This window comes from Actinophytocola sp., from assembly GCF_045807065.1.
In the GTDB taxonomy this organism is placed as follows: domain Bacteria; phylum Actinomycetota; class Actinomycetes; order Mycobacteriales; family Pseudonocardiaceae; genus Actinophytocola.
This window is the reverse complement of sequence record NZ_JBJMIE010000590.1, coordinates 1-21,229: the sequence shown is the minus strand read 5'-3', so window position 1 is coordinate 21,229 and position 21,229 is coordinate 1. Positions and strand designations below refer to the sequence as shown.

21 protein-coding genes are annotated in these 21,229 nt (G+C 70.8%); 11 read left to right on the top strand and 10 right to left on the bottom strand.

The genetic code is table 11. The features are described 5' to 3' along the window. The first annotated feature begins 21 nt into the window (after positions 1–21). Entirely contained in the window at positions 22–624 is a 603-nt protein-coding gene (locus ACJ73U_RS34665; RefSeq protein WP_407781974.1) for a hypothetical protein, read from the top strand. Between the two features lie 88 nt (positions 625–712). Here ACJ73U_RS34665 and ACJ73U_RS34660 read toward each other — a convergent pair whose 3' ends face one another. Further along, positions 713–1,354 (bottom strand): class I SAM-dependent methyltransferase, encoded by a 642-nt coding sequence (locus ACJ73U_RS34660; protein WP_407781973.1) that lies wholly within the window; start codon positions 1,352–1,354, stop codon positions 713–715. Positions 1,355–1,424: 70 nt separating this feature from the next. On the opposite strand from ACJ73U_RS34660, the gene ACJ73U_RS34655 reads away from it, so the two are divergent. Further along, complete coding sequence (locus tag ACJ73U_RS34655) at positions 1,425–2,435, top strand: AraC family transcriptional regulator (RefSeq protein ID WP_407781972.1); 1,011 nt, start codon at positions 1,425–1,427, stop codon at positions 2,433–2,435. Between the two features lie 1,408 nt (positions 2,436–3,843). Here the strand turns inward: ACJ73U_RS34655 and ACJ73U_RS34650 are convergent. After that, positions 3,844–4,470 (bottom strand): hemolysin III family protein, encoded by a 627-nt coding sequence (locus ACJ73U_RS34650; protein ID WP_407781983.1) that lies wholly within the window; start codon positions 4,468–4,470, stop codon positions 3,844–3,846. Between the two features lie 99 nt (positions 4,471–4,569). Then, positions 4,570–5,007 carry a CoA-binding protein gene (locus ACJ73U_RS34645; RefSeq protein ID WP_407781971.1) on the bottom strand — a complete coding sequence of 146 codons (438 nt, stop codon included), beginning with the start codon at positions 5,005–5,007 and terminating at the stop codon, positions 4,570–4,572. A 48-nt stretch (positions 5,008–5,055) separates the two neighbouring features. Between ACJ73U_RS34645 and ACJ73U_RS34640 the strand changes: the two genes are divergently transcribed. The 4 genes from ACJ73U_RS34640 (at position 5,056) to ACJ73U_RS34625 (ending at position 8,703) form a co-directional block, all read left to right on the top strand. Beyond that, the gene (locus ACJ73U_RS34640; protein ID WP_407781970.1) at positions 5,056–5,847 is read left to right on the top strand and encodes an isoprenyl transferase; all 792 of its coding nucleotides are present in this window, start codon (positions 5,056–5,058) and stop codon (positions 5,845–5,847) included. A gap of 423 nt (positions 5,848–6,270) precedes the next feature. After that, on the top strand, positions 6,271–7,521 hold the full coding sequence (locus ACJ73U_RS34635) for a PhoH family protein (protein WP_407781982.1): 1,251 nt from the start codon (positions 6,271–6,273) through the stop codon (positions 7,519–7,521). A gap of 84 nt (positions 7,522–7,605) precedes the next feature. Further along, positions 7,606–8,286, top strand: a complete 681-nt coding sequence (locus ACJ73U_RS34630) for a DUF998 domain-containing protein (RefSeq protein WP_407781969.1) — start codon at positions 7,606–7,608, stop codon at positions 8,284–8,286. 9 nt (positions 8,287–8,295) lie between these two features. Further along, complete coding sequence (locus ACJ73U_RS34625; RefSeq protein WP_407781968.1) at positions 8,296–8,703, top strand: DUF3224 domain-containing protein; 408 nt, start codon at positions 8,296–8,298, stop codon at positions 8,701–8,703. 7 nt (positions 8,704–8,710) lie between these two features. Here ACJ73U_RS34625 and ACJ73U_RS34620 read toward each other — a convergent pair whose 3' ends face one another. Next, entirely contained in the window at positions 8,711–10,261 is a 1,551-nt protein-coding gene (locus tag ACJ73U_RS34620; protein ID WP_407781967.1) for a GuaB1 family IMP dehydrogenase-related protein, read from the bottom strand. 108 nt (positions 10,262–10,369) lie between these two features. Then, positions 10,370–11,875: an ATP-dependent DNA ligase gene (locus ACJ73U_RS34615; protein ID WP_407781981.1), complete on the bottom strand. Its 1,506-nt coding sequence runs from the start codon at positions 11,873–11,875 to the stop codon at positions 10,370–10,372. A 45-nt stretch (positions 11,876–11,920) separates the two neighbouring features. Between ACJ73U_RS34615 and ACJ73U_RS34610 the strand changes: the two genes are divergently transcribed. Together ACJ73U_RS34610 and ACJ73U_RS34605 are read left to right on the top strand one after the other, a co-directional pair. Further along, positions 11,921–13,126: a pentapeptide repeat-containing protein gene (locus ACJ73U_RS34610; RefSeq protein WP_407781966.1), complete on the top strand. Its 1,206-nt coding sequence runs from the start codon at positions 11,921–11,923 to the stop codon at positions 13,124–13,126. Between the two features lie 54 nt (positions 13,127–13,180). Next, positions 13,181–14,215 (top strand): MerR family transcriptional regulator, encoded by a 1,035-nt coding sequence (locus ACJ73U_RS34605; protein WP_407781965.1) that lies wholly within the window; start codon positions 13,181–13,183, stop codon positions 14,213–14,215. Here ACJ73U_RS34605 and ACJ73U_RS34600 read toward each other — a convergent pair. Beyond that, positions 14,181–15,575 carry a PLP-dependent aminotransferase family protein gene (locus ACJ73U_RS34600; protein ID WP_407781964.1) on the bottom strand — a complete coding sequence of 465 codons (1,395 nt, stop codon included), beginning with the start codon at positions 15,573–15,575 and terminating at the stop codon, positions 14,181–14,183. The genes ACJ73U_RS34605 and ACJ73U_RS34600 overlap by 35 nt on opposite strands. Before the next feature lie 47 nt (positions 15,576–15,622). Here ACJ73U_RS34600 and ACJ73U_RS34595 point away from each other — a divergent pair, with 47 nt between their 5' ends. Together ACJ73U_RS34595 and ACJ73U_RS34590 are read left to right on the top strand one after the other, a co-directional pair. Beyond that, positions 15,623–16,516 (top strand): DMT family transporter, encoded by an 894-nt coding sequence (locus ACJ73U_RS34595; protein WP_407781963.1) that lies wholly within the window; start codon positions 15,623–15,625, stop codon positions 16,514–16,516. Positions 16,517–16,526: 10 nt separating this feature from the next. After that, the gene (locus tag ACJ73U_RS34590; protein ID WP_407781962.1) at positions 16,527–17,072 is read left to right on the top strand and encodes a hypothetical protein; all 546 of its coding nucleotides are present in this window, start codon (positions 16,527–16,529) and stop codon (positions 17,070–17,072) included. Here the strand turns inward: ACJ73U_RS34590 and ACJ73U_RS34585 are convergent. Further along, a complete protein-coding gene (locus tag ACJ73U_RS34585; RefSeq protein WP_407781961.1) occupies positions 17,014–18,408 on the bottom strand; it encodes a class II fumarate hydratase in 1,395 nt (464 codons plus the stop codon). The two genes, ACJ73U_RS34590 and ACJ73U_RS34585, sit on opposite strands and share 59 nt — an antisense overlap. An 85-nt stretch (positions 18,409–18,493) precedes the next feature. Here ACJ73U_RS34585 and ACJ73U_RS34580 point away from each other — a divergent pair, with 85 nt between their 5' ends. Further along, positions 18,494–19,483, top strand: a complete 990-nt coding sequence (locus ACJ73U_RS34580) for an NAD(P)/FAD-dependent oxidoreductase (RefSeq protein WP_407781960.1) — start codon at positions 18,494–18,496, stop codon at positions 19,481–19,483. Here the strand turns inward: ACJ73U_RS34580 and ACJ73U_RS34575 are convergent. The 3 genes from ACJ73U_RS34575 to ACJ73U_RS34565 form a co-directional block, all read right to left on the bottom strand. Further along, positions 19,480–19,857 carry a L,D-transpeptidase gene (locus ACJ73U_RS34575; RefSeq protein ID WP_407781959.1) on the bottom strand — a complete coding sequence of 126 codons (378 nt, stop codon included), beginning with the start codon at positions 19,855–19,857 and terminating at the stop codon, positions 19,480–19,482. The genes ACJ73U_RS34580 and ACJ73U_RS34575 overlap by 4 nt on opposite strands. Before the next feature lie 226 nt (positions 19,858–20,083). Then, a complete protein-coding gene (locus ACJ73U_RS34570; RefSeq protein WP_407781958.1) occupies positions 20,084–20,671 on the bottom strand; it encodes a L,D-transpeptidase in 588 nt (195 codons plus the stop codon). Between the two features lie 51 nt (positions 20,672–20,722). Continuing rightward, on the bottom strand, positions 20,723–21,229 hold a 507-nt coding region (locus tag ACJ73U_RS34565; RefSeq protein WP_407781957.1), incomplete at its 5' end, for a fructose-bisphosphatase class II.

Below are 21,229 nucleotides of genomic sequence, written 5' to 3'. Positions count from 1 at the left end.
CATGTAAGCAGGAGGTGCGAGATGGGACCGAGAGGACACCGCTGGGGACCAGGACGTGGTGGCTGGGGCGGCCCGGGCAGGGGCGGCGGCCGGGGTGGTTGGCAGCAGGCCGACTTACCCGACGCCGACGACGCGTCCGCCTGGTTCGCGGGCCGGCTGCCGGACGGCTGGTTCACCGAGTCGCCGGTCGTGGTCGTCGACCGGGAAGAGATCACGGTGGTCGGCACGCTGCCGCCACTGGAGGGCGAGTTCGCCGACGACGCGGCCAGGGCCGCCGCCGAGTCCGGCCGCATCAGCCGGTTCCGCGAGGAGACGCGCGAGGAGCGCATCGAGATCGCGCGGCAGGCCGAGCACCGCTACGGCCGCAAGGTCGCGTGGGGTGCCAAGCTGGGCAGCACCGAGCAGCTGTTCACCACACTGTCCGTGCCGGTGATGACCCGGCTGCGGCAGGAGGAGCGGCTGATCCTGGACACGCTGGTCGACGCGGGCGTCGCGCGGTCGCGGTCGGAGGCCCTGGCGTGGGCCGTGCGCCTGGTCGGTGAGCACGCCGACGCGTGGCTGAACGAGTTGCGCGAGGCCATGTCGAAGGTCGAGGACCTACGCGCGAAGGGCCCGGAGCTGTAGCCCGACCAGGCAGAACGCCTCGCTCCCGTGATCGGCACCGTCAGGCCGGCCGACTCGCCCTCCGCGGCGGGCCCGGCCGGCCGGGCTGTCAGCTGTTCTCCGGTCGGGCGACCTCGATGCCGACCGTGCCGCCGATCCGCAGGGGCATCGTGCGCGTGGGTTCGACGGTGAAGCCGGCCGCCGCGATCCGGCGTGCCACGGCGTCACCCACGTTGTCCCGCAGCGGTTCGCGCATGCGGCCGGGCCCGTCGACCACCGCGTCGGCGAGGACGAGCAGCCCGTCCGGCCGCAGCACCCGGCGCACCTCGGCGAGCAGCGCGTCCTTCGACGCGCTGTCCAGGTGGTGCAGCATCAGGCTGGAGAACACCCGGTCGAACGAGTCGTCGGGATAGGGCAGTGCCTGCGCGAACCCACGGTCGAGCCGCATGTCGAGACCGGCCCGGCGCGCCTTGCGCCGGGCGCGGGCCAGGGCCTTCGGATCGGGGTCGAGCCCGACGAGGTCCACGTTCGGGTAGCGCCGGCCGACGGTCCGCAACAGGTTCGCGGTGCAGCAGCCGACGTCCAGCACGCGGTGCCCGTCCCGGAGCCCGGCGAGTGTGATCATCTCCTGGTGCAGGGGCTGGAGCCCGAAGACGTTGTGCACGATGTCGTAGAAGGGCATCAGGAACTGCTTGCCCAGCCCGGGGATGTACTCCCGCTCCGCGTCTGGGTGAGACGTTCTTTCGGTCATAGGAAGATTCTGGCTCCGGATCCACCTGCGGATCTGTACCGATCCGAGGCTCTACTGGGATGATCCGACGGTGCGAACCGTGCGTATGGCACCGGGCGCGGACCGCCCGGCGACCTACTCGATGCTGCCGGTCCCCGGCGAACTGCCCGTGGCGACGTGGCGCCTGGAGCACGGCTGGGAGACCAGCGGCTCCTTCGAGGAACACGCGCACGACTTCCCCGGCCTGGCGTACTTCCAGACCACCGGTGGTCGGCTGCGCACCGGCAGGCAGACCTGGCCGATCGAAGCCGGCGACCTGTTCGTGATCGCACCCGGCGACGTGATGGGTCACTTCCACGCCGCAGACCTGGCCGACAGCCAGGGCTGGGGCGTGTTCTTCACCGCCGACGCACTGGGGCCCGACGTTCCCGGCGCCCACCTGGCCTGGCGCACCCACCCACTGCTGTTCCCGTTCGTACGAGGCGGCGCGATCGGCGCACTGCGGCTGCGGGTGCCCGAACCGGACCGTCCCGAGTGGACCGGCCGTATCCGAGCCCTGCACGAGGAGTTGACCCACCGCCGCGACGGCTACCGGGAGGCCGCGCTCGCCCACCTGGTGCTACTGCTGGTAGGCGTGTCCCGCCTGGCCGCCGACGTGGTCGACGACCTGCGCGAGAACCGGGAACCGCTCCTCGCCGAGGTGTTCGAGGTCATCGAACGCCGCTACCCGCAACCCCTGTCCCTGCGCGACGTGGCGACCGCGGTCAACCTCTCCCCGGGCCACCTGACCTCGACCGTCCGCAGGCAGACCGGCCGCACGGTGCAGCAGTGGATCACCGAACGCCGCATGGTGCAGGCCAGACGCCTACTGGTCGCGACCGACCTGCCAATCAACGAGGTCGGCAGACGAGTGGGCTTTCCGGACGCCGGCTACTTCGCCCGCACCTTCACCAGACTGCACGGCACGAGCCCCGTCCGCTGGCGCCAAGCCGGCCCGGACCGCCCTGCCCAACCCACTCAAAAGATGACGCCTTCGGCACCGCAGGCGCCCCCTCGCCCCTGCCGTCCGGTGTTAGACGATCACCGGGCGTTGAGGGGTTGACCTCGGCGACACGCGGACGGTTCGGCCGACGATGTGACCTTGTGTGATGCGCGTTCATTCCCGCCGCCGCTGGCGGTGCCACCCGAGCATATTGGGGCGTTCGTCAGCTCAGCTGGTGCCGGATGTTGACCTGGCGTCCAGCCTTGATTTCGTATACCTGCGCCTCGAATTGCAGCTGAGGCCGTTCAGGGTGTCGTGCTTCCCAAGTTGACCGGAGTGCTGTGGACCGATCTGGGTCCAACGGTGGCAGTGGCAACCCATCCATCGCTGCGGTGATTTCGATGTCGGATCGGGTTAGCACAACCCACGCCGAGCGTGATGTCCCCGACCACCATGAGGCTGTCGCGTCCTCGATCAGAGCATACTCAGACTTGCGCTTAGCCAGGGTCAAGCCGCCAGCGCGGTCATGCGCGGGAAACACCTGCACACCTGAGTCAAGTGTGTTGGCCGGCAATAGCATCTGTGGGTCCGGCAGGTACAACTTGACGTGCGAGCCTGGATGTCCTTCTGCGTCGATGAGGACGATACCGCTGGACTCGACTGAGCATCCGGCCTGCCGCAATACAGGTGCGTATATCGACCTGTCCGTCACACTCAACGCACCCACGCGAGCATCTCCGATGCTTACTTCGACTTCGTCGTGAGCCAACCGCAGGATCGCATCGTCCATCCGCATCGACTTCGGTCCTGTGCGTCCACGAACAGCGATCACCCTGTCCAGTGCCCGCTTATCCCGCCCATCCGTACACACTTCGATCCAACTGTCTCCGAAGCTCGTCCCCCGCACCACTCTCGTAGCAATATTCCCTCGTCGCATATGACGTACGTCGTTTGACGGACAGCGTCCGCTACATCTTGGCCGACGCGGTCTTCCGTGCCGAGGTGGCATCTACAGGGGTACCGATCGTCGAGGTGATCAAAGATCGCCTCATTGGAAGATTCGTGATATCGAGGCATTGAATAATGGAGCTACTGACCACTCTTCACGTCATAACACAATTTCATTTACCGCAACCCTAGAACGAAGATTAAAAATGAATGGAATAGTAACGCATACATAATGCGGCAATCGTGGGTTTTGGGCTCGCGCGCAGGAAATTATAAGGCGATCCGGAGGTCGTATGGGGAAGGGTGTAGATAGTCGTGCATGTGGCCGTTACTGCACGTCTGCATGTTGTGCATGCATGGTGCGCACCATGCAGATGTGATGTCTGCTGCGTCTCAGCACCTTGGCCACGCCGACCCTGGCTTCACTCTCCGCGTCTGCACTCATCTGATGCCGATCAGCCACGCGCGGACCCGGTGGGCGATCGATGCCTTCCTCGTCGAGAACCAGCGGCGGGCGGCCTGACCTGCGGCGGACGGCCTGGGCACGGCCTGAGCCGTGACCAAAGCCGCATAACCCCAGTTAGGCGTACATGGCCAGCCAGATCGCGATGTAGTGGGAGATCGCGGCCAGGACGGTTGCGGCGTGGAAGAACTCGTGGTGGCCGAAGATCGTGGGCCATGGGTTTGGCCAGCGGGTTGCGTAGAAGACCGCGCCCAGGGTGTAGAACGCGCCGCCCACCAGTAGTAGCACGAACGCCGCGACGCCTGCGTGGTGCAGGAGTTCCGGTAGGACGAAGACCGCCACCCAGCCGAGGGCTATGTAGATCGGGGTGCCGAGCCAGCGGGGGGCGTGTGGCCACAGCAGCTTCAGCCCCACGCCGAGCACCGCGCCGCCCCAGACGATCGACAGGACTACGTAACCGGTCGGCTGGGACATGGCCAGCAGTGAGAACGGTGTGTAGGTGCCCGCGATGAACAGGAAGATCATCGAGTGGTCCAGGCGCTTCATCCACGCGCGGACGGTCAGGCTGTTCCACCACCGGCGGTGGTACAGGGCGCTCACGCCGAACAGGCCGAGCACCGTCGCGCCGTAGATCGAGGTCGCTACGGCCGCGGTGGTGGACACTGTGGACGCCGCCATTGACACCAGTGCGGCGCCCAGGACCAGTGATACCCAGAACGACCAGTAGTGGATGACCCCGCGCATGCGGGGCTTTACCGGTCGGTCGGGCGGCGGCTTCAGGGTCGCGGCAGTCACGTGTCCAGGTTACGGGACCGTAGGTTGGGGTTCGCGACGTGAATCAGGTCACGACCAGCCCACGACCTCGCGGTGCTCGACGGCCAGGCATCTGTCCATCACGACGGCGAGGCCTGCCTCCGTGGCGATGGCCGCCGCCGGGGCGGAGACCACGCCCAGTTGCAGCCACAGCGCACCGGCGCCCGCCGCCACCGCCTCCTCGGCGATGCCTCGTGCGTGCTCCGGGCGGCGGAACACGTCCACGATGTCGATCGGCTCCGGTACGTCCGCAAGGGACTCATAGGCGGGCAGGCCCTGCCACGACGTCAGCTTGGGGTTCACCGGGAACACGGTCAGACCGGCGCGCACGAGGTACCTGGCCACGCCGAAGCTCGGCCGAGAAGGACTGGGGCTGAGCCCCACGACGGCCACCGTCCGTGACTCCCGAACCAGTCGCTCGATCACCCCGAGGTCCTGCCACCGCGGGTCGATCTCGGTTCGCTGCATGCTTCCAGTGTGCTCCCTTCCCGACCGGGCGGCGTACCCTGCGGGGACGTGACACCAGCCTGGCGGAGATTCCGCAAGAAAGCCGCGAAACTGGTCTACGGCGTCTACGACAAGCGGCTCGTCCAGCAGGCCGCCGGCCGCCACCCGCGCCACGTCGGCGTCGTCCTCGACGGGAACAGACGGTGGGCGCGCGAGGCCGGCTTCACCGACGTCAAGCACGGGCACATCGCCGGTGCCCAGCGCATCGCCGAGCTGCTCACCTGGTGCCACGAGGCCGAGGTCGAGGTCGTCACCCTCTGGCTGCTGTCCACCGACAACGTCCTGCGGCCCGAGTCCGAGCTGAAGCCGTTGCTGCAGGTCATCGAGGGTGTGGTCGACGAGTTGGCCGAGCCGGAACAGCCGTGGCGGCTGCGGATCATCGGCGCCCTGGACATCCTGCCGGAGGAGACCGCGAACCGGCTGGTCGCCGCGGCGAAGCGGACCGCCGGGCGCACCGGCATGGAGGTCAACATCGCGGTCGGCTACGGCGGCCGGCGCGAGATCGCCGACGCCGTGCGCAAGCTGCTCCAGTCACAGGCCGAGGCCGGCAAGACCATCGAGGAACTGGTCGAGGTCCTCGACGTCGACCACATCGCCGAGCACCTGTACACCTCCGGCCAGCCCGACCCGGACCTGCTCATCAGGACGTCCGGGGAGCAGCGGCTCTCCGGTTTCATGCTCTGGCAGTCGGCGCACTCGGAGTTCTGGTTCTGCGAGGCCTACTGGCCCGACTTCCGGCGCACCGACTTCCTCCGCGCGCTGCGTGACTACGCGATCCGGCACCGGCGGTTCGGCTCCTGACGCTGGCTGGTCGATGATCCGGACGGGTGTATCGATCACGACGAGTAGTCACGCGTGTGCGGTGAATGCACCGTTACGAAACAAAAATCACCTGCGTGGCTGCCTGTCCGACGGGCGTTCGCGCGGGTAGCGTCCAAAGTGACGGGTCGCGCCCACGTGGTCCGTCCCGGGAGGCCCTGGTCGTGACGGCAGCGATCGCGAGGGGGCCGGCACCCGGCCCTCACGGGCGGGGCGGTTGCGCTTAGCGCCACTGTTTCGCCTGGTCAGGGAGGTGCCCGGCCCTTCGAGGAACAAACGCGGACGTCGGTGCGCGTTCGCCGAGGAGTTGCCGTGACTGCTTCGCATTCCTCTTCCCCTGACCCTGGCGACCAGCGCAAGACGTACGTGCTCGACACGTCCGTGTTGCTCTCCGACCCGTGGGCCATGTCCCGGTTCGGCGAGAACGCGGTCGTGCTCCCGCTGGTCGTCATCAACGAGTTGGAGGGCAAGCGGCATCACCCCGAACTTGGCTGGTTCGCCAGGGAGGCCCTTCGGATACTGGATGACCTGCGGAAAGGCAACGGTCGGCTCGACTCGCCGATCCTCGTGGGCACGTCCGGCGGCACCCTGCACGTCGAGCTGAACCACTCCGACCCGACGGTTCTGCCGTCGGGTTTCCGCACCGACACGAACGACGCGAGGATCCTCGCGTGCGCGCTCAACATGGCCGCGCACACCCCGAACGTGACCTTGATCACCAAGGACATGCCGTTGCGGATCAAGGCCGCGTCGGTGGGCCTGGAGGTCGACGAGTACCGGGCCCACGAGGTCACCCCCTCCGGCTGGACCGGCATGGTCGACGTGGAGGTCGGCACGGACGCCCTCGACCTGCTGTACCGGGAGGGCGTCGCCGACCTGGCCGACTTCGGCGTGACCTCGCCCGGCGACTTCCCGACCAACACCGGCCTGCGGCTCCAGTCGGCGTCCGCGAGCGCGCTCGGCCGGATCACCAAGGACAAACAGGTGCAGCTCGTGCGGGGCGACCGCGAGGCCTTCGGCCTGCACGGGCGGTCCGCGGAGCAGCGGGTCGCGCTCGACCTGCTGCTCGACCCCGAGGTCGGCATCGTGTCGCTCGGCGGGCGGGCCGGCACCGGCAAGTCGGCGCTCGCGCTGTGCGCCGGCCTCGAGGCGGTGATGGAGCGCAACCTGCACCGCAAGGTGGTCGTGTTCCGGCCGGTGTACGCGGTGGGTGGCCAGGACCTCGGCTACCTGCCCGGCTCCGAGAGCGAGAAGATGGCGCCGTGGGCGCAGGCCGTCTTCGACACGCTCGGTGCCCTGGTCAGCCAGCCGGTGATCGACGAGGTCCTCGACCGAGGGATGCTCGAGGTGCTGCCGCTGACCCACATTCGCGGACGGTCACTGCATGACTCGTTCGTGATCGTGGACGAGGCCCAGTCGCTGGAGCGGAACGTGCTGCTGACGGTGCTCTCGCGGCTCGGCGCCGGGTCGCGGGTCGTGCTGACGCACGATGTCGCACAGCGCGACAACCTGCGGGTCGGTCGGTACGACGGCGTGGCCGCGGTGATCGAGAAGCTCAAGGGCCACCCGCTGTTCGCGCACGTCACGCTGACCCGTTCCGAGCGGTCGCCGATCGCGGCGCTGGTCACCGAGATGCTGGAGGACCACGGCGCCTGAGTCCCGTTCGGTAGGGAAAACCCCCGATCCTTCTCGGGAGCTTCCCTGATGGTTCGGCGGTCTCACTGACGAGACCGTTGGACCATGACAAACCTGGTCCTGACCTCCCGTCCGGCGCCGATCCGCGGCGTGGTTCTCCCCACGCCGCGGCCGGCGCCGGTCGGCGTCTTCCTCGGCGTGGTCGGGCTGGTGTTCGCCGCGCTGCTCATGGGCGGCCTCAACCTGGTCGCCGTCGACCAGATGGACCCGCTGAGCACGACGATGTCCGACTACGTGTTCGTGCCGGGTGCGGGGTGGATGTTCCCCGCGTCGCTGCTCGCGATGTGTGTGGCGGGGGCGGGCGTGAGTGTCGGGCTGTGGGCGCGCGGGTTGCTGGACGGGGTGCTGCCGAAGCTGTCGCTGGGACTCGCCCTGCTGGGGCTGTTGCTCGCCGCGGTGTTCGAGACCGACCGCGGGGACGCGTCGGTGACGGTGTCCGCGCAGATCCACCGGTACGCCGCCGGCGTGGTGTTCTTCTGCGTGCCGATCACGGCGTTCCTGGTGGGGCGGCGACTGGTGGAGCGGCGGTCGCTGTACGTCGGCGTGGCGGTCACGTCGGTGCTGCTGGCGCTGTTCCTGACCTGCCACCTCGGACCGATGGAGGGCGTGTTCGGGGAGGTCTCCGGGTTGTTGCAGCGGGTGCTGTTCTGCGCGCAGCTGGTCGTGCTGGCCCAGCTGGTGCGGGTCGTCCAGCGGCCCGTGCACGAGTACGCGCTCGCCGCCTAGGCTCTGCGCATGCGTGCTTCAGGAACGTTCAAGGTCGCCAACTTCACCGCCGCGCCGGTGCCGAGCCCGGCGATCGAGACCGCGTTGCCGGTCGGGGTCGCCACGATGGAGAAGCAGTACGAGGGCGAGGTGACCGGACGGTCGGTCACCCTGTTCACCTCGGCGTTCGACCCGACCGCGGGCACGGGCACGTATGTCGCGATGGAGTCCTTCGAAGGGACGCTGGCCGGCCGGGAAGGCGCCTTCAACTTCGCGCACTCCGCGAGCACCCTGGGCGACAGCAGGGACGCCGAGTTCTTCGTCATCGTCGCGGCGAGCGGAACGGGTGGGCTCGCCGGGATCACCGGCACCGGCGGTCTCGCGGTCGACCCCGACGGGACACACCGCGTCTGGTTCGACTACGAGCTCGGCGCCTAGCTCCCCGTCACCAGCCGGTCGGCAGCGGCGCGCCCTCCGCGAAGCCCGACGCCGACTGGACGCCGACGACGGCCTTGTCGTGGAACTCCTCGAGGGTGGTCGCGCCCGTGTAGGTGCAGGCGGAGCGGACGCCCGAGCAGATGGCGTCGAGCAGGTCCTCCACACTCGGGGCGGCGGGGTTGAGACGCATGCGGGACGTGGAGATGCCCTCCTCGAACAGGGCCTTGCGGGCCCGGTCGAACGCGCTGTCGGCGCGGGTACGGGCGGTGACGGCGCGCTTCGACGCCATGCCGAACGACTCCTTGTAGGGGTGGCCCTGCTCGTCGCGCAGCAGGTCGCCGGGGGACTCGTACGTGCCGGCGAACCAGGAGCCCACCATCACGCTGGACGCGCCGGCCGCCAGCGCGAGCGCGACGTCGCGGGGGTGGCGGACGCCGCCGTCGGCCCACACGCGGGCGCCCAGCTCGCGGGCCGCCCGGGCGCACTCGAGCACGGCCGAGAACTGCGGCCGCCCGACGCCGGTCATCATGCGGGTGGTGCACATGGCGCCGGGGCCCACGCCGACCTTCACCACGTCCGCACCCGCCTCGACCAGGTCACGCGTGCCCTCGGCGGTCACCACGTTCCCCGCGACGACGGTCACGCCGGAGCCGGCGAGGGACGGCCCGCCGTCCTGGCCCGCTCCCGGCGAGGACTGCCGGTCGAGGGCAGGGGCCGGTTCGGCGGACGGTGTGGCTGGACGGCCCCTGCCGGCCGCGTCGACCGCTGCCCGCACCGCCTTCAGGGCCGTGATCATCTTCTCCTGGTGGCCGTGCGCGGTGTCCACCACGAGGATGTCCACCTCGGCGTCGAGGAGGGCCGTGGTCTTCGCGGACACGTCGCCGTTCACGCCGATCGCCGCGGCCACCCGCAGGCGGCCCTTGTCGTCCAGGGCCGGGCGGTACAGCTCGGCGCGAAGGGCGCTGACCTCGGTCAGGACGCCGGCCAGGCGACCCTCCTCGTCGACGCCGAGGGCTATGTGGACGTTGCGGCCGTGCAACTGGTGGAACACCTCGCGGGGCGCGGCGGTCAGCGGCATGGTCAGCACGTCCGGGTCCGCGACGTCGCTCAGCCGCGTGAAGCGGTCCACACCGGCGCAGGCGGCCTCGTCCACGACACCCACCGGGCGCTCGTCCTCGTCGACGATGACCACGGCGCCGTGGGCACGCTTGGGCAGCAGGTTGAGCGCGTCCGCCACCGCGTCGTTGGGAGTCAGGACCAGCGGCGTGTCCCACACGGGGTGCCGCGACTTGACCCACGCGACGATGTCCCGCAGCGCGGCCGTGTCGACGTCCTGGGGCAGCACGACCAGCCCGCCGCGGCGGGCCATGGTCTCGGCCATCCGCCGGCCCGCGACCGCCGTCATGTTCGCCACGACCACCGGGATGGTGGCGCCGGTACCGTCCGATGTGGCCAGGTCGACGTCGAACCGGGACGCCACCGCCGAGCGGTTCGGCATCAGGAAGACGTCGTCGTAGGTCAGGTCGTGACCGGGCGGTGTATCGGTGTAGAAGCGCACGTTGTCACAGACTACGGATCCCGGACGCCTCCCGGGTGACGATGGGTCGCACGGCGGCCCGCACCTCGGGCAGGAGGCGGTCGAGGGCGGGGCCGCGGGCCTGCACGGTCACGCCCCCGGCAGCATCGCCCGCACGGTGTCGATCGTGTCGGCCTCCGGGGGTTCCTTGTCGGGGCGGTAACGGACCACGCGGGCGAACCGGAGCGCGACGCCGCCCGCGTACCGGCTGCTGACCTGCACGCCGTCCAGCGCGATCTCCACCACCAGGTGCGGTTTCAGGTGGACGGTCCAGTCGTCCCTGTGGTCCTCGTACTTGGGGAACTCGCTGGTCTGCCACGCCAGCAGCTCGTCGGTGAGGCCCTTGAACGTCTTGCCCACCATGATCGGCGGGCCGCCGTCCGGGTCGCGTGCGCCGAGGTGCAGGTTCGACAGGTAGCCCGTCCGCCGCCCGTGGCCCCACTCCGCCGCGAGCACCACCAGGTCGAGCGTGTGCACCGGCTTGACCTTGCGCCACGACTTGCCGCGCCGGCCCGCCTGGTAGGTCGAGTCGAGCGACTTCACCACGACGCCCTCGTGCCCGGCACGCAGCGCGTCGGCCAGCACCCGGTCGGCCTCCTCCCGCGCCGGCTCCACCGCCCCGGGGATCACCAGGTCGCCCACCGCCCCGCGCAGCGCGGCGTTGCGCTCCCGCAGCGGCGCGTCGATCAGGTCGGTGCCGTCGAGGTGCATGCAGTCGAAGAAGTACGGCGACAGCAGCAGCTCACGCTCGCTGGTCGCGCCGAACCGGCTCATGGTCTCCTGGAACGGCCGCGGCCGGCCGTCGTCGTTCAGTGCCAGCGTCTCGCCGTCGAGCACCGCCGTCCGGGCGGGCAGGCTCCGCACGAGCTCCACCAGCTCGGGCACCGACGCGGTGATCTCCCGCAGGGTGCGCGTGTAGATGTGGACGTCGTCGCCGTCCTTGTGCACCTGGATGCGGGCGCCGTCGAGCTTGTACTCGACCACGCTCGGACCACCCGCGAGCGCCTCCTCGAGGTCGTCCGCGGGTGAGGCCAGCATCGGCCGGATCGGGCGGCCGAGCTGGAGCCCGAACGTGTTCAGGGCCGCCGCGCCGCCGGACATGGCGGCCGCCGCGGTGTCCGGTAATCGCCCGGACAGCATGAACGCCCGGCGGACGGTCTCCTTGTCGACGTCGCTCGCCTTCGCGATCGCGTCGAGCATGATGCCCTCGAGCGCGCCCTGCCGCAGCTCGCCCGTGAGCAGCCGGAGGAGGAAGTCCTGCTCGGCCCTGGTGGCCCGGCCGAACAGCGCGCCGAGCAACTCGTTACGGCGGGTCGCGGACCCCTTCCCGCTGGTCACGGCCACCTCGTCGAACGTCCGGTCCACCTCGGCGACGGTGAGGGTGGGATTCTCGGCGGGCGCGGTGCGCAGGTTCACCAACGTCCGCCAGCCAGCGCCGATGCGCCCCTGGAGCGGCGTGCCGGCCAGGAACGCCACGACGGCCCGCACCTGGTCGCCGGCACGGCGAAGCAGGTCGGCCAGTGCGTCCACCTTGGCCAACCTGGAGCGGGTCGCGGAGACCACCGAGGAGGTGGCAACCACGTCGTTCATCAGCACGTCAGCCATCATGCACCCGACCACCGACAATCGCTGGAGACACGAATGGCCGACGACCCCCGCCCGCCCTTCGAGCCCTGGTGGCCGCTGTGCGCCGAGACGGACTGCCGGGGCGTGCAGGCGGTAGCTGACCGCTGCCTCGCGCACGCGACGGATCTGTCCACACTGGAACCGGGCGCCGACCTGGACCTGCGGGGCGTCGTGATCGACTCGGCCAAGTTCGCCGAGATCCGTGGTCGCTTCCGCGACCACGAGGCGAAGCGCTTCGTGCATGGCCGGGTCCAGTGCGACTTCACGTGGTTCAGCGGGCGGGCCTGGTTCGACGAGACCGACATCAACGGTCCGGCGAGCTTCCGCAATGCGTACTTCGGCTATCTGGCCAGGTTCGACGGCGTCAGGTGTGCGGACAAGGTGTCGTTCGTGGACGCCCGCTTTCCCGGCACCGCGCTGATGTGGCCGATGACGGCCGACCGGATCGACATGGAGCGCGCCTGGTTCGCCAGCCGGGTGGAGATCCGCGGCCAGATCGGGCAGTTGCGTTGTGTCGACACCCGGTTCGAGGCCGGGGTGGTGCTCGTGGCGTTCGGCGAGGTGGATGCGGCCGGCGCGTACTTCGGCGCGCCGTCGACGTTCTCCTGGATGACGGTCACGTCGCTGGACGGTGCCGACGTCAGCAACCTCGTGCTCGCCGAGGTCGACCTGAGCGACTGCGAGTTCCTCGGGGCGCATCGGCTGGAACAGCTTCGCATCGAAGGAAGGGCCACTTTCGCGATGCCGGACGGACGGTGGCGGACTCGGCGGCGGATGCTCGCGGAGGAGAAGGCGGAGAGGTCCTCGCGAGTCGGCGCCGCGTACCGGGCGTTGCGGAGGTCCTTCGAGGACAGCAGGTTCGAGGCGGGTGCGGGTGACTTCTACTACGGCGAGATGGAATGCCGGCGGCACTCGGAGGAGTCCTCGCGTGCCGAGCGGGTGATTCTCTGGTTCTACTGGTTGCTGTCCGGTTACGGGCAACGCGCGTCGAGGGCGCTCATCGCACTCGTTCTGGTGATCGCGGTGGTGACCGGGTTGCTCACCGTGTGGGGGCAGGACTTCGGGACGGCGGCTCGGACCGCGCTCGGGGCCGTGGTGTTCCGGGATGACAAGGCCGACCTGACCGCTGCCGCGGAGTGGACCGTTCTGGTGGCGAGGTTTCTCGGGCCGGTGCTGCTCGCGTTGGCGGTGCTCGCGATCCGGGCGCGGGTGAAGCGTTGACCTTCACCGAAGGGGAAGGACCAGCCTGGGCTTCGTCCGTACGAGGGAGGGGTCGTGGCACTGCTCACCATCGGCGAGTTCGCCCGCGCGTCCCGGTTGTCGGCCAAGGCGCTGCGGCTCTACGACGAGCTGGGGCTGCTCCGGCCGGCCGTCGTCGATCCGGGGAACGGGTACCGGCGGTATGCGCCGGACCAGCTCGAGCGGGCTCGGGCGGTGGCCTGGTTGCGGCGCATCGGGATGCCGCTCGCCGAGATCAGGACCGTGGTCGAGCTGCCGTCGGCACAGGCGGCCGGCGCGGTCCGGGACTACTGGCGGCGCGTCGAGGCCGACACCGAGGCCAAGCGGCGGCTCGCGGCCGACCTCGTTGAGTACCTGTCCGGAAAGGACATCACCATGTCCACATCGCTGGGAGTCGAGTACGCCGTCCGAACCGACCGGGGGCTCGTCCGCCGGGCCAACCAGGACTTCGCCTTCGCCGGCGAACAACTGCTCGCCGTGGCGGACGGGTTCGGGGAGCGGGGGGACGCCGCCAGCCAGGCCGCTGTCTCCGCGCTCAGGCAGGTGAGTGTCGGCGACCTGCTCAACGCCATGGACGACGCAATGGACGCCGCCGTCCAGCTCGCCGGGAACGCCGTGCGGGACATGGAAGGCAGCGGCACCACGCTGACCGCGCTCCTGTGGTCCGGGTCGCGGCTCGGGCTCGTGCACATCGGCGACTCGCGGGCCTACCTCCTCCGCGACGGCGAGCTCTTCCAGATCACCCATGACGACACGCTCGTCCAGACCATGGTGGACGACGGAAAGCTCACCACCGCCGAAGCCGCCTCGCATCCCGACCGCGCCCTGCTCTCCAAGGCGCTGACCGGTGACGACCACAGCCCCGGCGTCGAGGTGCGGGACGGGCAGGCGGGCGACCGCTACCTGCTGTGCTCGGACGGGTTGTATGGGGTGGTCGACACCGACACGGTCAAGGAGGTCCTGGCGAGCGAGGAACCCCAGCACGCCGTCGACCGGCTCGTCGCGCTCGCCAACGCGGCCGGCGGCCCGGACAACATCAGCTGCGTCGTGGCACACCTCGTCCCGCGATAGCCGCGATTTCCCGCACCGCGTCCCGCAACCGGTCGGGGGTGGTGGCCGCGTAGCCGACCACCAGGCCGGGATAGGTGCCCAGCCGGGAGTACGCGGACAGGGCCGGCACGTGGATGCCGTGCTCCGCCAGGCGTCCCGAAACCTCGGTGTCGTCGACGCCGGAAGGCAGGCGCAGCACCACGTGCAGGCCCGCCGCCACCCCGATCGGTTGCCAGGACGGCAGAAGCTCCGCCACCGCCGACAGCAGCGCGTCCCGGCGGCGACGGTAGGTACCGCGGGCGCGGCGCAGGTGCCGGTCGTAGCCACCGCCGCGCAGCAACCGGGCGAACGCGGCCTGCGGCAGCGGCGAGCAGCCGAGGTCCGTCAGGCGCTTGCGCCGCACCACGCCCTCGTACAGGGAAGGCGGCAGCACCAGCCATCCCAACCGCAGCGCCGGCGCCAGCGTCTTGCTCACGCTGCCCAGGTAGACCACCCGGCCCGGGTCCATCGCCTGCATGGCTCGTAGTGCCGGGCGGTCGTACCGGTGCTCGGCGTCGTAGTCGTCCTCGATGACCACGCCGTCGCGGGATCGCGCCCACGCCAGCAACGCGTGCCGGCGGGACTGGTGCAGTGCCGTGCCGAGCGGGAACTGGTGCGCCGACGTCACCAGCACCGCCCGCACGGACGCGCGCAGCGCGGACACCACGAGGCCGTCGCAGTCCACCGGCACGGGCACCGGGTCCACACCGTGCTCCCGCAACAGGTCCAGCTGGCCCGGGTGGCCGGGGTCCTCGACGCCCATCGCCGTGTGGCCCTGTGCGCGCAGCACCGCGGCCAGCAACGACATGCCCTCCGCCCCGCCGTGGGTGATCGCCACGTTCTCGGCCGTCACCGCGCGGACCCGGCCCAGGTACGCGGTCAGCTCGGCCCGCAGCTCCGGCAGGCCCGACGGATCGGGGTAGCCGAGCGTCTCGTCCGGCAGCTCCGACAGGGCCGCCCGCGTCACCGACGCCCACTCGGCCCGCGGGAACTCGCTCAGCGCCGGTATCCCCGGCCGCAGGTCGTACCGCCAGGGCGGTGCCGCGGGGAGCGCGGCCGCGGTGCCGGCCCGGCCGGCCAGCGCTGTTGCCACCGACGTGCCGGAGCCGCGCCGGGCGGACAGGTAGCCCTCGGCCGTGAGCTGGCCGTACGCGGCGGTCACCGTGCCGCGGGCCACGCCGAGCTGCGCGGCCAGGTCCCGGCTGGACGGCAGCCGGGAGCCGGGGGCCAGCTGCCCGTCGCGGATCGCGGTGCGGAGGGCGGCCTCGACCGTCCGGCCCCGGCCGCCCGCGGACACGGCGGGGAGGAGCAGCTCCCGCAAAGTGGTCCAGTTATCGGCCATTGGAGTGGAGCTTACGTCTGGACCACTCGGCGGGCGAGGGTGTGCCGGTGCGACTGACCACCACCCAGAACAAGACCCACGCGATCGCCATGGCCGCGACCGCGACGTCCCTGGTCGGGCTCTCGGTGCCGGTGACCGGGCTGCTCGACGGCTACCCGGTGCTCACCGCCCAGGCCGTCCGGTACGCCATCGGCGCGGTCTGCCTGCTGGTCTGGCTGCTCGCGACCGGCCGGACCGTGCCGGTGCCGACGGTGCGGGACCTGCCCGGGCTGGGGCTCATGGTCGGGCTGGGCATGCTGGGGTTCAACGCCGCCATCCTCGTCGGCCAGCGGTACGCCACGCCCGGGTTCATCGCGGCGATGCTCGGCGCGTCACCGCTGGTGCTGGCCATCGGCGCGCCCGCGCTGCGGGGACGCCGACCGTCACCGTTCGCCGTGGTCGGGGCGGTGCTCGTCGGCCTCGGCGTGGTGGTGCTGAGCGGCGGCGGGTCGTGGCACGGGCCGGGGCTGGCGCTCGGGTTGCTGGTCCTGGCGTGCGAGACCGCGTTCACGCTCGGCGGGGTAGGGGTCGTCGCGCGGCTGGGGGCCGTGGCCGCGTCGATGTGGTCGTGCGTGTTCGCGGCGGTCGGCGGCGCCGTCCTGGCCACTGTCCGGGACGGCGCCGCGGCCTGGCCGGCGCCCTCGACGATCGAGTGGACGGCCATCGGCGTGCTCGGCGTCCTGGTCACGACCGTCGGCTTCGCGTTCTGGTACACCGGCGTATCGGTGCTCGGCGCGGACCGGGCCGGCGTGCTGACCGGGCTCATGCCCGTCGCCGGCCTGGTCACCGCGGTGCTGCTGGGCCGCCAGCCGCTGACGTTCGTGGCCGCCGCCGGCACCATCGTGGTCGCCGCCGGGTGCGCGCTGGGCCTGCGGCGGGAAAACCGCTTGCCGGCCGGGTGAGGCTGGAGGCATGCGAGTGGTCTTCGAACGGTGCGAACCGCGCGGCTACCAGTCGTACGTGCACCGGGACGACGGCGTGGTCCTGCTGCTGCCCGCCTACGACCGCAAGTGGCGGGTGCCGCACGACCTCGCGCACCTGGCGACCGAGCGCGAGCTGCGCATGACCGACGGCGTGTTCGGCAGCATCGCGGCCGGCGGGGTGTTCCCCAACATGCGGGTGGTGTCCGGACGGCCGCGGCACGACGCCAAGCAGCGCTCCGAGCGGCTGCTGCGGGAGAACAAGCGGGCGCTCGGGGTCGCCGAGGTGCTCGCCGCGGTCGTGCACGAGGCCGTCGAGCACCGCAACCGCGCCGAGCTGGTCCAGCGGGCGCGGGGCGCGTGGGGCGTGCTGCACGAGGAGCCGTTCCCCTACCCGGCGTACGCCGTCACGGCCGCCGCGGACACGCTGGAGGAGCTGGTGGCCGGCTGGACCGGCCGCACGTTCGAGGTCGAGTGGGTCAGCCGCCGCGGGCCATCCGCAGGACGTCGAGCGCCTCGTCCAACTGGGCCTCGGTGAGCTTGCCGTTGTCGACGTGGCCGCGTTCCAGCACCACCTCGCGGATCGTCCTGCGCTCCTTCAACGACTGCTTCGCGATCGACGCCGCCTCCTCGTAGCCGAGGTAGCGGTTGAGCGGCGTGACGATCGACGGTGACGACTCGGCCAGCTCCCGCATCCGGTCCAGGTTGGCCACGACGCCGTCGAACACCTTGTCCGCCAACAGCTTCGCGACGGCGGACAGTAGGCGCGCGGACTCCAGGACGTTGCGTGCGATGACCGGCAGCATCACGTTCAGCTGGAAGTTGCCCTGCGAGCCCGCGAAGGCGACGGCCGCGTCGTTGCCGACGACCTGCGCGACGACCATCATCGTGGCCTCGGAGATCACCGGGTTCACCTTGCCCGGCATGATCGACGACCCCGGCTGCAGGTCGGGCAGCGCCAGCTCGCCGAGGCCGGTGCGGGGGCCGGAACCGAGCCAGCGGACGTCGTTCGCGATCTTGAACAGGGCCACGGCGACCGTCCTGAGCTGGCCGGACAGCTCCACGACGCTGTCCTGGGACGCCTGCGCCTCGAAGTGGTCGCGGGCCTCGGTCAGCGGCAGGCCGGTCAGCTTCGCCAGTTCCTCGGCGACCGCGGCGCCGAAGCCGTCCGGCGCGTTGAGGCCGCTGCCGACCGCGGTGCCGCCGATGGGCAGCTCACCCAGCCTGGGCAGGGTGTCGGTCAGCCGCTCGACGCCGTAGCGGACCTGGGCGGCCCACGCGCCGGCCTCCTGTCCGAGCGTCACCGGCACCGCGTCCATGAGGTGGGTGCGGCCCGACTTCACGGCGTCCGCCCACTCGGCGGCGCGGCGCTCGATGGTGCCCGCCAGGTGCTCCAGCGCGGGGATGACGTCGCGGACGACGGCCTCGGTGGCGGCGACGTGGATCGTCGTCGGGAACGTGTCGTTGGACGACTGCGAGGCGTTGACGTGGTCGTTCGGGTGCACCGGTTTGTCGAGCGCCTTGCTCGCGAGGGTCGCGATGACCTCGTTGGCGTTCATGTTCGACGACGTGCCCGAGCCGGTCTGGAACACGTCGATGGGGAAGTGCTCGTCGTGCTGCCCGTCGGCGACCTCGTCGGCGGCGGCCGCGATGGCCTTGGCGAGGTCGGCGTCCAGTACCCCGAGCCGTTCGTTGACGCGGGCGGCGGCGCCCTTGAGCAGGCCGAGCGCGCGGATCTGGGCGCGCTCGAGACCGCGGCCGGAGATGGGGAAGTTCTCGACGGCGCGTTGCGTCTGGGCCCGCCAGAGCGCGTCGGCCGGGACCCTCACCTCTCCCATCGTGTCGTGCTCGATCCTGAACTGATTCTCGGTCATGTAACCAGTCTGGCCGCCCACCGCGGCGCTCGCCCCGGTAGCTTGTGGTGTTGCCGGACACGTTCTCCGACCACGGCAGGTGCACATGACCGAGACCCCGTCCGAAGTCGACCTCCTGATCGTGGGCGCCGGGCCGACCGGGCTGTACGCGGCCTACTACGCGGGCTTCCGCGAGCTGTCCACGGCCATCGTCGACTCGCTGCCGGAGGCCGGCGGCCAGGTGACGGCCATGTACCCGGAGAAGAAGATCTTCGACGTGGCCGGCTTCCCGACGATCATCGGCCGGGACCTGGTCGCCCAGCTGGTCGAGCAGGCGGACCAGTTCAAGCCGACCTACCTGCTCGGCCAGCGGGCACGGACGGTGACCTCGGCCGGCGACGGCGGCTTCGACGTCGGCCTCGACGGCGGCGCGGTCATCCGGGCGGGTGCGATCCTGATCACCGCCGGCATGGGTGAGTTCACGCCGCGGCCACTGCCCGCCGGCGACGGGTGGCTCGGGCGCGGGATGGTGCACTTCGTGCCCGTGCTGGAGGAGCACCGGGACCAGGACGTGGTGGTCGTCGGCGGCGGCGACTCGGCGTTCGACTGGGCCCTGTCACTGCACGACATCGCCCGCTCGGTGACGATCGTCCACCGCCGCAACAAGTTCCGCGCGTTCGCCGCGACCGTGCGGCAGGTGCGGGAGCTTGGCGTGCCGATCATCACGGATGCGCAGGTCGTGGCGTTGCGAGAGGTCGAGGGGGCACTCGGCGAGGTCGAGATCGCGGTCGCGTCCGACCCCGCGCCGGTCGTGCTGCCGGCACAGACGGTGGTGGCCGCGCTGGGCTTCACCGCGGACCTCGGCCCCATCGAGTCGTGGGGGCTGGAGATCGTCCGCCGGGCCGTCGCCGTGGACACCACCATGAAGACGGCGCGCGACCGCATCTACGCGGCCGGCGACATCGCGGCGTACCCGGGCAAGGTGAAGCTCATCGCCACCGGCTTCGGCGAGGCCGCCACGGCGGTGAACAACATCGCGGTGGCCCTGAACCCGGACGCGCACCTGTTCCCGGGCCACTCCAGCGACGTGAGCTAGGGAACCACCTGGACCAGTTGGCCGGGCTGGAGGACATTGAAGAACGTCTGCGCGTCGGCCATGGTGAGGTGGACGCAGCCGTGGGAGTCCCTGTCCAGGGGGCCTTCGTGGAAGGCTATGCCGCCGGGGGCGAAGAAGACCGAGTACGGCATGGGGTCGCCGTAGACGCTGCTCGTGTGTTCCTGGTCCTTCCACGCCACCGGCCAGGTGCCCGTGGGGGTCGGGGTCGCCGCGGCGCCGTGGGTGATCGGGACCGGGCCCAGGTCCACCACGCCGTTCGTCAGCAGCCAGGCCTGATTGGTGGACAAGCTGACGCACGCCCTGATCTGGGGGCCGCACGGTGGTGGCGGGGGCGCCTCGGACGTCGCGGGCACGGGTTTGTCGGTGCTTGCCGGTAACGTTGAAACCGGGGGGCCCCCGGACGCACCAATGGGACTTTCGTGCGGTTGGTCTGCTGTTGAGGGGGCCACCGTGGGGGCCGGGCCGGCCACGGCCTGTGCGGCGCAGCCAGACAGCGCTGCCACGGCCAGCAGGGCCAGGCCCGCCAGTTCGCGTCTCATGTCCACTACCCACGACGCTACCTCGCCGCGGGTTGCATTCCTACGGGACGACCTGCACCTTGTCGCCAACGGACAGGGAGTTGTAGTACGTCTCGGCGGCGGCCCTCGACAGGTGGATGCAGCCGTGGGACTCGACGCTCAGGCTGCCCTGGTGGAACGCGATGCCGCTGTTGAAGAACACCGAGAACGGCATCGGGGCGTCGTTGAACTCGTGGGACTTGTGGTCGATGTCCTTCAGCCCCACGGTGAAGGTGCCCGGCGGCGTTCGGTGGCCCGCGCGGCCGGACGTGATCGGGACCGGGCCGTAGACGACGACGCCGTCCTTCAGGAGCCAGGACTGGTTGGCCGACAGGTCGACGCAGGCGTCCACGCCGGCGGCGCACGGCACGCCGGCCGGTGGCGGGGGCGGCGGGGTCGTCGTCTTCACGATCGTCTCGTTGGCCTCCGCCACCCGTGGGAGCGGGGGCATCTGCGGCTTCTCCGCCTGGGTCGGCGCGGGCTGCGAGGTCGACGTCGCGGTGGTCGGGGTCGGGCGCGCGGGGTCTGGTGCGGCCGTGTCCTCGGTGGCGCACGCGGATAACAGCCCGATCCCGAGCAGGGTCAGTCCCACCAGAAGTCTGGGGCGCATGACTGTTCAGACGCCGCGGCGGCCCGTGGCGTTGTGCCGGTGATCCAACCGTTACGGGAGCGGCGGGATCGTCTCCTGCGCCTGCTCCTCCGACAGCCGGTCGAAGTCCACCATCGAGTACTGGCGGAGCTTCTCCAGGCGGTGGAAGCCGTCGATCATGCGGACCGTGCCGGACTTCGAGCGCATCACGATGGACTGGGTGGTGCAGCCGCCGCTGCGGTAGTGCACGCCGCGCAGCAGGTCGCCGTCGGTGATGCCGGTCGCGCAGAAGAACGCGTTGTCCCCGCTCACCAGGTCGTCGGTGGTCAGCACGCGGGTCAGGTCGTGGCCGGCGTCGATGGCCTTCGCGCGTTCCTCGTCGTCGCGTGGCCACAGGCGGCCCTGGATCGCGCCGCCCATGCACTTGAGCGCGCACGCCGCGATGATGCCCTCCGGGGTGCCGCCGATGCCGACCAGCATGTCCACGCCGGTGTTCGGGCGGGCCGCGGAGATCGCGCCGGCCACGTCGCCGTCGGAGATGAAGTGGATGCGGGCGCCAGCCTGGCGGGTCGCCTTCAC